Below are 13,057 nucleotides of genomic sequence, written 5' to 3' on the forward strand. Positions count from 1 at the left end.
GGCGATCGGCGAAGAGTTGGTGAAGTGGTCGCGCCCCGCGGGCGCGTGACGTGGCCCGGCCCGATCAGGGGCCGGTGTCGGTGGGGAGTTCCGTGCCGCCTGCCAGCATCTGGATCTGTTCGTCGGTCGAGATCCCCTGGAAGGCCCACACGTCGTCGATCACGCCCGGCCAGTACTCGCCGTACGCGCCGTCCGTCTTGGTCCGGCCGAGCTGCAGCCCCTTGCCCGCGTTGAACCCGAGCACGTTGTACCGCCACGACACGTGGTCCTCGGTCTGCTCCGGCTCGCCGTTGACGTAGAGCCTCATCTGGTCCTGGAAGGCGTCGTAGACGATCGCCACGTGGTCCCATTCCAGGCCTGACTGGAAGGCGGAGTGCTGGGCGGTGGGACGATTCGGACCGGTCGCGTCCTTGTCGGGCATCTCGATCTCGTAGCCGCCCGCGTTGGCCGGGTCCGTCGAGTCGGGCCGGTAGCGCAGGGTGAAGGCGCTGTTCACCGAGCCCTCCTGGCTGAAGATCGCCGAAGCCCGGCTCGGCCGACCGGCCGTGGTCACCCAGCCGGCGACGGTGAAGCTGTCGTCGGTGCGCACGACGGGGCCGGCGGAGGCCGCGTAATCGCCGTTGCCGTCCAGGACGAGGGCGCCGGGCGGGGTGCCCACCCAGCCCGCAGCCTGGTCGATCCGGGCATTGCCGTACAGGGTGACGTGCCGTCCCGCGCCGGCGTCGTCCGCCGCGATCGTCAGCGGTGAGCCGGAGGCCATGGCGGCGATCTCCGAGTCGCTGATGACCTGGTCGAACATCCGGACCTCGTCGATGTCCCCTGGGAAGAACGACGAGGGCGAGCCGCCGTAGGAGCCGGCGCCCATCTGCACCGGTCCGGCGGCCTTCCACGGCGTCGTGTACGCCGTCGTGGACGCGAGCTTGCCGTTGACGTACAGCTTGATCTGCTTGGCGGCGACGTCGTAGACCCCCGCGAGGTGCGTCCACACGCCACCCTGCGGGACCGTCGTGGACTGCGCCCGGACGGTCGTGGCGCTCGCGTCGTTCCCGGTGTTCCGGTTGAAGATCCACCGGTCGTAGGAGGACGAGTAGTAGAGCTCGAACGCCGGTTTCACCGAGTCGGTCTGCGTGGCGATGATCCCGGCGTGCGCCGGTTTGGTGGCCGCCAGCTTCGCCCAGGCCGTGACCGAGAAGCTCTTGCCCGTGTCCAGCACGGGCTCGGCGGTCTTGAGATAGCCGGTCGTGCCGTCGGCGCGCGCCGCGTTGCCGTACTTGCCCGCGGTGCCGAAGGTGACGCCGCCGACCTTGCCCGCCGGATGGGTACCGGTGACCTCCTCGGCGCGGCCGGCGCCCGCCGCCTCGTCCAGCTTCCAGTACGCGGTGCTCGGGCGGACCGCCGAGGCCGAGTCGTTCAGCTTCCAGCGGGCGTTCACGATGGGGTGCTGGGTGAAGAGGTCGCCGATCTCCTCAGGGGTGAGGATGCGGTCGAAGATCCGCACGTCGTCGATCTCGCCGGGGAAGAAGGATGCCAGCGCCCCGTTGGAGGACCCGGCGCCGATCCGCACCGGTCCGGCGGCCTTCCACGGTGTGGTGAACGCCGTCGTGGACGCGAGCTTGCCGTTGACGTACAGCTTGATCTGCTTGGCGACCGAGTCGTACACGCCGACGAGGTGCGCCCATTCCCCTCCCTGCGGAGCGGTGGCGGACTGCGCCCGGACGGTCGTGGCGCTCGCGTCGTTCCCGGTGTTCCGGTTGAAGATCCACCGGTCGTAGGAGGACGAGTAGTAGAGCTCGAACGACGTCCGTACGGAGTCGTTCTGACTGGCGATCATGCCCGCGTGATCGGGTTTGTCCTCCGGAAGCCGCGCCCACGCCGACACCGCGAAGCTGGTGGAGGTGTCGGCCACCGGCCCGGCGGTCACCGCGTTGCCGGTGGTGCCGTTGAGCTGCATCGCCGTCTTGGAGACGCCCTGCACCCCCAGCGTCACGCCTCCCTCGACCGTGGCCGGGAACCTGCCCGTGGCATCGGCGACCTGCGTGGAGTCGACGGGGTCGTCCAGTGCCCACTCCGCCCGGGCCGGAGCTCCCGCTTTGGCCCGGTACGCGTAGTAAGCTCGCTCGCTGGCGTTGCCCGCCGCGTCGAACGCCTGAACGGTGACGAAGTTGATGCCGGCGTGGTCGGGGGCGACCTGGATCGTCACCGGCCCGCCGGGCGTGGCCGGCTTGCGCTCGATGGCCTGGGTGGCGTTCTCGTTGATCCCGAACCAGTACTTCGTCACGTCGGCGTCCGGGGCGTCCGCGGTGAAGGTCGCGTAGCGGCCGACGCCGTCGTACCAGGGGTCGTCGTCGTTATCCGGGTCGGACTCCGGATAAACGGTGGAGGTCACCGTCGGGGACGCCGGCCAGCCCTTGTCGTAGGTGAAATAGCAGGAGGTCGCGTCGCCCGCGTAGCTCCACGGACTGTACTGGTAGCCGTCCCAGGTCCGTACGGCCCAGTCGATCGTCTTCTTCTCGGGAATGGACGCGGGCAACGTGACCTGGAAGGTCGACCCGCTGGTCTTCGGCCCGATCTTGGCGGAGGTCCACCGTCGCGCGCCGTCCCAGCCGGCGGCGAACTCCGCGTACACTTTCTTGGCGTCCCCGGAGTCCGGGTCGCGTAGCACCGCCAGCAGCGTCGGGGGCACGCGCACGGCCGGAGCGGGGCTGCGGACGCACTTGCCGCCCGGTTTCATCGCCAGGTCGCTCATCTTCGGCTGGGGCGGCGGGGTGTTGTAGTTGACGCGCAGGTAGGCGTCGTCGGCGAACCTCTTCCAGCCGTACGGGTCGCTCTCGTAGCCGGCCCGCAGCCCGAACGTCGTCGTGGACCACCTGAAGGCGGCGGCGTCCTTCACGGCCTTGGTGGCGTCGAACTCCACGTCGCCGCCTGGGCAGTCGGAGGACCACCCCTTGGCCACGTCGCGGGTGTCCAGATGGTCGATCCAGTTGTCGTCGGTGGAGTTCCAGGTCGACCCGTCGACGAACGCCTTGGTGCGCCACAGTTGCACCGTGCGGCCGTCACAGGAGTAGGACCAGGTCTCCTTAGCCACGAAGTCGGCCGAGATGATGTGCTTGCCCGCGTACGCGCTGGTCGACATGCGGTAGAAGAGGCGCTTGACGTCGGACGGCGCGCACTTGGCGTCGCCCGCGCAGTGGCCGAGTCCGGCGTCCGGCTTGCCGCCGAACTTGTAGAACGAGGTGCTCGGGTAACTGCGTGACACGTACGCCCAGGCGGATGCCTTGACGGTCTTCCACACGGGGTCGATGTAGACGGGGAACATCGTGTCGGGGGCGTTCAGCAGCCGCGCGTCCGGGGTGAGCGTGAGGCCCTGCCCGTCCACCGCCGTCCCGAGGTCGGCCACCTTCGACGTGGGCGACGGACCGTCCGCCAGGTCGTCCCCGGCGCGGGACGCCCGATCCGGCGCCGCCCCCGCGGGCTCGGTGGAGTCCCACATGATCGCCCCGGGCGCCTCGAAGACCGGGCCGCCCGCGGCCTGGTCGACGGCGCGCAGCCGTCCGTCCGCCTCCTTCCGGACGGTGAGCCCCGCACCCGCGATGCCCAGGCGCAGCGTGGCGAGCGCGCCACCGGACAACGCCTCGCGGGTCTTGACCACCAGGGTGTGGGCGAAGCCGTCGGTGTCGGCACGCACGACCAGGTCGACGTCCTTCGACACGTCCCGGTAGACCGCCGAGTCTCCCCGCAGCTCAGGCTCGGGAAGTCCGCCCGGCCACGTCAGTTCCATGGACCGGCCGGCGCGGGACATCCGCACGAGCGGCGCGTCGCCGCCGCCGGACACCGCCAGCTCGACGGTGGACGCGCGTGGCCCGATCGATCCGTCTGCCCTGCGGACCATGGTGGTGTCGGGATCCACCCAGTGATCACCCTGGCGCACGCGGACCGGACGCAGGTGCTCGACGGCCGTGTACGAACCGTCCGGGTTCGCGAAGACCTCCCGTGACTCTCCTCGCCTGGCGAGGATCTCCGCCTCGCGGCCGGTGCGGCGGGCGAGTGCACGGGCCTGCCCGTCGGTTCCCGCCTCGGGCTCGGGCTCGGCGGCGTGTGCCACCGGCCCCGCTCGTTGGACGTCGAAACCCGTGAGCATCGACGCGCAGACAATCCCCGCCGCCGCGGCGGCGACCAGCCTTCGGAACACCGGCACCTTCTTTCGCGCGCACACTGCGGCACCGGCGCGGCGCGCCGGGCCACCAGCACTGATGTGGGCACAAGATCAGCAAACGAGCCCACGGTACGCTCGGCCGCGCGTTCGCGAATCAGTCATCGGCGGGGGTGGATTCCGGGCCGGTTGAGTCATCTCACGGCCGCGATTGGGTATGCCGTCCCGGCGGTCCTCAGTCGGTGCGGACGATGCCGGCCAGCTCGTCGCGCGAGGACACCCCGAGCTTGGGGAACGCACGGTAGAGGTGGGAGCCGACCGTTCGCACGCTCAGAAACAGCTGTTCGGCGATCTCCCGGTTCGTCCGGCCCTGCGCGGCCAGCCGTACGACCTGGAGCTCCTGCGGGGTGAGACCACCGAGCCGGTCGGCGGCACGGCTGCGCGGAACGGTGACGTCACCACTGGCACGCAGCTCGCCGAGCGCCCGGGCCGCCCAGGGGGCGGCTCCGAGCCGCTGGAACCGGTCCATCGCGTCCCTGAGCAGGTGCTGTGCCTCGCCGCGCCTGCGGGCGCGCCGCAACCACTCCCCGTACGACAGCTCTGTGCGGGCCTGCGCGAAAGGGTGCTCGGCCTTGTCGTGGAGGCGCAGGGCCGCCTGGAAGAGCTCCTCGGCCTCCCGCGTGGTGCCGGTCAGTGCACGGCAGCGCAGCACGACGGCATCTGCCCAGGGTTGCCGTACGTGGGACGCCCACTCCCGAAGCCGGCCAAGGCTCTCCGCGGCGGCGGCGCCGCTGCCGGTCCTCACCGTCGCCTCGATGACGTCCTCCGCGGCCAGGACTTCCACCAGGGCGTGGTGGTGCGGTCCGCGGGACAGCCCGCGAAGGTGCTCCAGCGCGGTCTCGTGGCGGCCGAGGCCGAGGTCGAGCAGCCCGAGCGCCCACGTCCCCATGGCGGCGCTCATGCGCAGCCCCCGGGACTCGCCGAACCGCACCGCCTGCTCCGCCAGCTCCTGGCAGCGCTCCTCCTCACCGCTGAGCGCGGCGAGCATCGCGGCGATCGCGGTCAGCCGGCCGGACCCCTGGTCGCGCCCGATGTCGGCGGCCACCTGAAAGCCTTCCGAGACGTCGATGAGCGCGTCACGACACTCCCCCAGGAACAGCCGGGCCTGGGCACGTAGCTCCAGCGCCCCAGGCAGCAGCTCTACCATGCCGTGCGTGCGGTACTCATCCACGAGCCGACCGGCCAGTTCGGCGGAGGCCGGGCTGTCCCCCATGGCGAGCGCGAGGCAGGCGGCGCTCAGCATGTCGCTCCATTCGCCGCCGGGGGTGCGGCGTGCCTCCGCGATGGCCGTGCGGGCGGCCGCGAAGTCCTCCGGCTGCCGGCCGATGAAGAAGTCCACCACCTCCGACATGGCCGTGCCGAAGCGGAAGGCGAAGGATTCGGGGGGAGCGGACAAGCGGCGGAGCAGGCCGACCGACCGCCCGGCCACGGCTGGGCTGCCGGCGAGCAGCGCGCCCCGAATCGCCTCCACCAGCATCGCGGCGGCCTTGCCCGGATCCGTCCCGGTGATGCGTTCGGCACCGGTGATGAGCAGGTGGCCTGCCTCTTCCGGGGAGCCGCGCTGGGCCTCGGCCACGGCCCGGACACGGTCGAGCTCGGCCAGCGCCGACGGCGTTCCCATGAGATCCGCGGCGGCTTCGGCGAGGGTGACGGCGCGATCGAGCCGGCCGGACGCGACGGCCAGTGCCGCCGCCGCGCCCAGACGGCGCGCCCGCGCCGGGATCTCGCCCGTCAGCTCGGCCGCGCGTTCGTAGGCGGCGCCGGCCGCCGCGTAGCCGTTGGCGGCGCGCGCCCGTTCCGCCGCGTCTTCGAGCTCGGCCGCGGCCTGATCGTCCGGTCCGGTGGCGGCCGCCGCCAGGTGCCACGCGCGCCGGTCGCCGTCCCGGTCGCCGATCAGCGCGGCGGCCAGTGCCCGGTGCGCCGCGATCCGGCGGCCGAACGGAGCGGCCTGCAGGGTGACGGTCCGGATGAGCGGATGCCGGAACATCACCTTCCGGCCGTCCAGAGTGACCAGGCCGGCCGCCTGGACCGGATCCAGGTCGGCGACAGAAGCCCCGAACATGGCGGCGGCACGAAGGATCGGCTCCAGCTCGCCGCTGGTGTCGGCGGAGGCGATGAGCAGGATGGCCTTGGACGGTTCGGGCAGGCGGTCGATCCTGCTCTCGAACGCCAGGCGGACACGATCGGCCGGCGGGAGCACGCCGTGCCCGATGTCGAGCGGGAACAGGCTTCCCGCGCGCTGCTCCGGCGTCAGCCGTCTCGGCAGCTCGACGAGGGCGAGCGGGTTTCCCTCGGCGTCGTCCAGGAGCCGGTCCCGCACGTGCGGCACCAGGTCGGGCGCGTGCTCGGCGAGCAGCGCGGCGGACTCCGGCCGCGCCAGGGCACCGAGACGCAACCCGGGCATCCCCAGCGTCTGCAGGTCCCCCTCCCCGTCTCTGACGGCGAAGATCAGGGCAAGGCCCTCCGAGCCGAGCCTGCGCGCGGTGAACGTCAGCGCCTCGACCGAGGGCCGGTCGAGCCAGTGCGCGTCGTCGATCAGGCACAGCAGCGGCCGCTCGGCGGCGAGATCGGACAGCAGGGTCAGAGTGGCGAGGCCGACCAGGAACCGGTTCTCCCCTGGCGGGTCACCCAGTCCGAAGGCGCCGCGCAGGGCGGCCGCCTGGCGGGGCGGCAGCGCGTCGACACGGTCGAGCACCGGCTTGAGCAGGAGATGCAGGCCGGCGAAAGGCAACTCCGCCTCGGACTCGACCCCGGTGGTGCGCAGCAGCTCCATGCCGCGCGCCTGCTCGGCCGCGTACTCCGCGAGGGCCGACTTGCCGATGCCCACGTCGCCTGCGATGACCAGCGCGCCGCTGCCGCCTTCCCGGAGGGCTTGGAGCAACTGGTCGATCTCCGCCTTCTCGGCGGCTCGTCCATGTAACAAGGCACCCCTACCTCGGCCGATCACCTGCCTGGAGCACCAGTCTGCCATGGACGATCATCTCCCTGTCAGGCCGGATGTCATGCCAGATCGTTCGGAGCTCCAGGAGCCGACGATGGCTATTGGCGGGAGAGCCCGCGGGTGAGGCCCGCCAGGATGGTCGTCGTGAGGATCCACCCCGCGGCGATCAGCGCGGCGGCGAGCCACTGTTGCAGGTCACGCGGGCCGAACGCGCTCTCCTGTCCGAAGGTGATGATCGGGAGGAGCAGGTCCAGGGTGTAGAGGAAGGGGCTGAAGGGGGGTGCCTCGCCGGGTTTGAAGGCCGGTGGCTGGTGGACGGTGAAAGCGACCGTGCCTATGAGGAGAAGGGCGGCGAGCCAGAGCGCGGCGCGGAACGGGCGGTAGCCGTACCCGACGGTCCAGTCCTGCAGGTAACCCCAGAGCCGCGCCCCGAGCCGCTGCCCCGTCCGGCGGCGGCGCTGTTTGGCCAGCAGCACGTCCCGAGCGGCCTCGTCGTGACCATGCCGGCGGTAGACGGCGGCCAGCTGCTCGTACGGTTGCGGCTGGTAGGCCTCCTTGGCCAGCCACTCAAGGCGCTCCTGGACGGGCAGGGGCGCCTCCAGGCTGTCGTAGGTGAAGCCGTTCATCAGGAGTTGAGCGGGCCACCGGTCAGGAACGTCGTCGAGCAGGCCGACCCGGGTGTGACGAAGGTCGACGGTGCGCAGCAGCAGGGTCTCCGGGCCGATCTTCAGCGAGGCCGCTTCGACGCCACGCAGGTGAAGGTCGCCGTCGAGGGTGGTCTCGGCGAAGCACAGCGTGGAGGCGATCCGGGAGTTCCTGATCGAGAGGGCTCCGGTGGCCGTGAAGCCCTCGCAGCAGTCGACGCCACCGCCCGCGGTCACTTCCCACAGGGACAGAGCGCGCCCGCCGGGATTGCTGAGAACGGCGCCGTGAAACTCCACGGTGCCCTCGACCTTGGCGTTGATGAGCACGATCTCGCCCTCGGCGCTGAAGCCCTCGCTGCAGCTGAGCCTGCCGGTGACCCCCAGCCGCCGCAGTGAGAGCGCCGTCGCGCCCGGGTTGGAGAGCCTCCCGCCGTCGACGTTGAGCGATCCGCGGACCTGCGTCGAGTCCAGGAAGACCGCTCCGGTCGCCACGAAGCCGGGTGTGGCCCGCAGTCCGCCGCCGAGCTCCATCAGCGGTGCGTTCAGCGCGCGTCCGCCCGGATTGGCCAGAGTCGCATGGCGGAAGAAGAGCTGCCCGGCCACCTGGGCTCCGCGCAGGAGGACTTCGCCTTCGGCGGCGAAGCCCTCATCGAAGTGCAGCCTGCCCTCGACGGTGAGCCTCTCCGCGTTCAGGGCGACGCCGCCGGGGTTGGACAGCCGGGCTCCGCTGAACTCGCATCGGCGCCCCACCCGGGCATCCTGCACGCTCAGCTCGCCGTACGAGAGGAAGCCGTGCCGACCCGACAACCCGCCGTCGACGACGATCCCCTCGGCGGTGAGGCCGCGGCCGCCCGGCCGCCCGACCCGCGCGCCGTCGAGCGTCATCGTCCCGCCGATCCTGGCGCCCGCGACGCGCATCTCACCGTCGATGACGGCGTTCGCGCACAGAAGATCCCGGTTGACGGTCAGGCCGTCGGCGTGGACGGCCGGATCCGCGTGGATCGCCGTGTCGCTGAGATCCATCGTCCCGGACACGTGCGCTCCACCGAGCTGGATCGGGCCGTCCATCAGGCACCCCTCCAGGCGCAGGCCCCCACCGATCACGGCATCCGCGGCCCGCAGGCCGGGTAACCGGGAAGCCGCGAGGTCGACCAGGCCGGTGCGGGCTCCGGTGAGGACGGGCGCCTCCTCGAACTCGCACCCGGTCAGGATCAGAGGGTGTTGCACCTCGGCGTCGGACAGGTCCAGCCAGCCGGTGATCCGGGCTCCGGACAGCCGCAGGGCGGGCGTCTGTCCGGGCAGGCGTTCCTGGGCGCCGAGCAGCAGCTTCGCGATGACTGCGGCCCGGACGGGGACGCCGGGAAGATCTACCGGACGCGCTACGGGAAACGCCTCCCAGAGGGCGAGTTCCGGCTCGGAGAGATCATCGGTGATCACAGGCACTCCCGGAACGTCGTACGCGTCGGTAAGGAGATGCTCCAAGGTCATCACCGACTTCGCAACAGCGAAGACCTCTGCCGAGCCGGTCACTCTGCCCGGCTGATCCGGTGCCGGAGGGCGGGTCACCAGCTGCCGGTGGCCCCGCCTCCTCCGCCGCTGCCGCCGCCGAAACCGCCGAAGCCGCCATCACTGTCGGCCGCGGCGGGTCCCGCGATCGCGAGCATGGCGCAGGCGGCCAGCGTCACCGCGCCCACGACGATGCGCCGCAGTCGCCGGATGCCGGTCTTGCCGTTGTCGTTCATCGGTCCTCCTCGGTCGTGTCGGTTCCGGCGCCCATTGTGGGCAAGATCGGCCCCTGGGTGAACGGCCGCGGACCCGTAAATCCGGCGCCTCAGTGGTTTCACGTATCCCGCGGGCGACGGGGGCAGGCGGCTCACGGCGTTCACCGGATGCCGCGGCGGCCGGGTGCCGTCTCATCCTGCTGACAGCCAACGGCCAGGGGCCCGCCGAAGCGCGTGGTCCCCGCGAGCAGCGAGGATGCCACCTTTGTCACACATCGCCGCGACGCCGGCACAACGTACAGACACGGACGCGGAACCGGCACCGCACTGGTGGGCCGGGGCGCTCACGCTCGCCGAGCGGCTGGCGCTCACCACCCGGCCCGCTCCCCGCGAGAGCGACCTGGCCGAGCGGCGGCTCGCGCGCTGGCGGGCCGCCCACCGCATGGACGAGGACGGCCGGTTCGAGGCCAGGCTCGCCGACCTCGGCATCGACGCCGACGTGCTGCTCGCGCTGCTGGCCGAGCCGCCCGAGGAGCTGGCGGCGCGCGCACCCCGGCCCGCCTGGGCCGGCACCGTCGAAGCCGCGCTCGCGGCGGCCTCCCTGGGCGGCGGCGTCCAGGCCGCGCCGCCGGAGCTCGACGAGGCGACGTTCACGTGGGATGCGGGGTTCGCGCGGATCGTCGCCCCGTTCGTCCGTGACGCCGTCGACCGGATGGTGTCCGGTGCGCCGGACGGGCTCGGGAAGGTGGCGGCTCTGCGGCGCGGGTTCGCGGACCAGCTCGGCAGGCAGCTCGTCTCGCTCGCCTCGCGCGTGCTCGTCCTGGAGCTGAACGTGGCCCGGGTACGCGGCGAGCTGCACGGGGACAGCGCCGAGGAGCGTTTCCGGTCCTTCACGACGCGGCTGGCCGGCCGGGAGGGGCTGGCGGGGCTGCTGTCCGAGTACGTCGTGCTGGCACGGCTGATGGCCCAAAGCGCCGACCACGCCGTGGAGAACTACCTGGAGCTGCTGCGGCGGCTGGCCGCCGACCGGTCCGCGATCGTGGCGGAGCTGTTCGGCGGGACCGAGCCGGGGCCGCTGACCGAGGTGGTCATGGGCGTGGGCGACGGTCACCGGGGCGGGCGGTCGGTCGGGCTGCTGCGGTTCGAGAGCGGGGCGCGGGTGGTCTACAAGCCGCGGTCGCTGGCCGTGCACGCGCACTTCAACCGGGCGCTCGGCTGGCTCGACGACCGGATGTCCGGCCTCGGCCTGCGCGTGCTGACCGTGCTGGAACGGCCGGGCCACGGCTGGGTGGAGTACGCCGAGCACGGGCCCTGCGCGGACGAGGCCGGCGTACGTGCCTTCTACCGGCGACAGGGCGCCCTGCTGGCCCTGCTGTACGCGCTCGACGGCGTGGACTTCCACTTCGAGAACCTCATCGCCGCCGGTGACCAGCCGGTGCTGGTCGACCTGGAGGCGCTGTTCCACCCGGCGATCCCCAGGGGCGGCGCCCGCGGGCGTACCGACGACGACCCGGCCGAACGGGCGCTGGACACCTCGGTCGCCCGGGTGGGGCTGCTGCCGGCCGTCGTGTGGAGCAAGGACGGCGGCGCCCTCGACATGGGAGGCATGGGCGGGGACGCGGGCAGCACGCTGCCGTTCGAGTCGGCCGGCTGGTCCGCCGCGGGGACCGACGAGATGCGGCTGATCCGGGAGCGGGCGGCCTTCCCCGGCAGCAGCAACCGACCGGGCGTCGGTGACGCCGTCGCCGATCCGGCCGACCACGTCGAGGACTTCCTGTCGGGTTTCACCGGCGCGTACGAGGTCATCGCCGCCCACCGCGACGAACTGCTCTCACCCGGCGGCATCCTGGCGGCCTTCCAGGGGGACGAGATCCGCGTGGTGATGCGGCCCACGCAGCTGTACGGCACCCTGCTGCTGGAATCGACCCACCCGGATGTCATGCGTGACGCCCTGGACCGCGACCACGTGCTAGACGCGCTGTGGGCCGCCTGCACCGACGACCCGGTCCGCCGCCGGCTGGTCCCCGCCGAGATCGCCGACGTCTGGAACGGCGACATCCCCCTGTTCGCCGGCCGCCCCGGCACGCCCGACCTGTGGACCAGCCGGGACGAGCCGCTGGCCGGCGCGCTCACGGGCGTGCCCTCCTCGGACGCCGCCGCCAAGATCCGCGCCATGGGCCCCCGGGATCTGGCCGAGCAGCAGTGGATCATCCGCGCCTCCCTGGCCAGCCGCCGCGACCGCGACCGCGTCTGGACCTCCGCCGCACCTGCGGCTCCCGCCGCCCCCACCCCGCCGGCAGACGGGCTCGCGGACCGGCTCGTGGCCATGGCCACGGCGCTCGGGGACGAGCTCGCCGAACGCGCCCACCGCGACGCCTCCGCCGCCAACTGGCTCGGCATGGAGCTCGTGGGCGAGACCCGCTGGACGGTCGGCACGCTCAAGAGCAACCTGTACGGCGGCACCCCCGGCGTCGCCCTCTTCCTCGGCCAGCTCGCCAGGATCACCGGCGAGACCCGCCACGCCGATCTCGCCATGCGGGCCCTGGCCTGGGTCCCCGGCTTCGTGGACGGCATCGCCGGGAATGCCATGGCGTTCCCGTGCGGGCCGTTCAACAGCGCCGTCGGGCTGGCGTACGCGCTGACGCACCTGGCCCGCGACCTCAGCGCGCCCGGTCTGCTCGACCACGTCGAACCCCTGATCGCCGCGACGACCGGCGCCGCCGCCACGGACGAGGAACTCGACGTCGTGGGCGGCGCGGCCGGCTGCCTGGCCGCGATGCTCGCCGTCCACGAGGCGACCGGGCTGCCGAACGCGCTGGACGTGGCCCGCACCTGCGCCGACCGGCTCGTCGAGACGGCGCGGCCGCAGGACGGCGGGGTGGCGTGGCACGGTCACATCCCCGCCTCGGCGCCCTTGACCGGGTTCTCCCACGGGGCCGCGGGGATCGGCTGGGCGCTGCTCCGCTTCGCCGACCGGACCGGCGAGGCACGGTACGCGGAGACCGGCCTGGCCGCCTTCGCCTATGAGCGTTCCCGATTCGACACCCGCATCGGCAACTGGCCCGACTTCCGGGACCTGCCCGACGCCTCGGCGAACCCCTCCGGCCTGCCCCCGTCCATGCAGGGGTGGTGCCACGGCGCGCCCGGCATCGGCCTGGCCCGCGCCGACCTCCTCCGCCGTCCCGGCCTGAACGCCGAAGCGGCCGGTGACCTCGCCGCCGACCTGGACCTGGCGCTGCGCTCGTACCTGAGCAGCCCGCCCGGCATCGTCGGCCACAGCCTGTGCCACGGCGAGGCCGGGAACCTGGAGCTCCTCACCCACGCCGTCGCCGCGGGCAGGCACGACCTGACGGACACCCTGCGCCTGCGGGCCGGCGTCCTGCTCGCCCAGCTCGCCGACGGCCCGCTCTGCGGTACCCCGGGCGGCGTGACGACGCCGGGTCTGATGTCCGGTCTGGCGGGGATCGGGCACGGTCTCCTGCGGCTGGCCACCCCCGCCGAGGTGCCGTCCGTCCTGGTCCTGGCCCCGCCGGCCGCCTGA

At 72.6% G+C, this 13,057-nt stretch carries 5 protein-coding genes; 1 reads left to right on the plus strand and 4 read right to left on the minus strand.

Features of this window, described 5'->3' with window-relative positions; translation table 11 throughout:
* Window positions 1-64 precede the first annotated feature (64 nt).
* The 4 genes from ACWDRB_RS44880 to ACWDRB_RS44895 form a co-directional block, all read right to left on the minus strand.
* Window positions 65-4,189 carry a LamG-like jellyroll fold domain-containing protein gene (locus ACWDRB_RS44880; RefSeq protein WP_449904764.1) on the minus strand — a complete coding sequence of 1,375 codons (4,125 nt, stop codon included), beginning with the start codon at window positions 4,187-4,189 and terminating at the stop codon, window positions 65-67.
* 196 nt (window positions 4,190-4,385) lie between these two features.
* On the minus strand, window positions 4,386-7,133 hold the full coding sequence (locus tag ACWDRB_RS44885; protein ID WP_449904766.1) for an AAA family ATPase: 2,748 nt from the start codon (window positions 7,131-7,133) through the stop codon (window positions 4,386-4,388).
* A 116-nt stretch (window positions 7,134-7,249) separates the two neighbouring features.
* Window positions 7,250-9,232 (minus strand): hypothetical protein, encoded by a 1,983-nt coding sequence (locus tag ACWDRB_RS44890; protein WP_449904768.1) that lies wholly within the window; start codon window positions 9,230-9,232, stop codon window positions 7,250-7,252.
* Between the two features lie 125 nt (window positions 9,233-9,357).
* A complete protein-coding gene (locus ACWDRB_RS44895) occupies window positions 9,358-9,537 on the minus strand; it encodes a hypothetical protein (RefSeq protein WP_350732115.1) in 180 nt (59 codons plus the stop codon).
* Window positions 9,538-9,781: 244 nt separating this feature from the next.
* Here ACWDRB_RS44895 and ACWDRB_RS44900 point away from each other — a divergent pair, with 244 nt between their 5' ends.
* The gene (locus ACWDRB_RS44900) at window positions 9,782-13,057 is read left to right on the plus strand and encodes a type 2 lanthipeptide synthetase LanM family protein (RefSeq protein ID WP_449904771.1); all 3,276 of its coding nucleotides are present in this window, start codon (window positions 9,782-9,784) and stop codon (window positions 13,055-13,057) included.

The organism is Nonomuraea sp. NPDC003707 (assembly GCF_053587055.1).

What these genes read in the sequence shown, in the direction of transcription:
- ACWDRB_RS44895 (WP_350732115.1), bottom strand. Translation starts at nt 9,537, where the DNA reads ATGAACGACAACGGCAAGACCGGCATCCGGCGACTGCGGCGCATCGTC.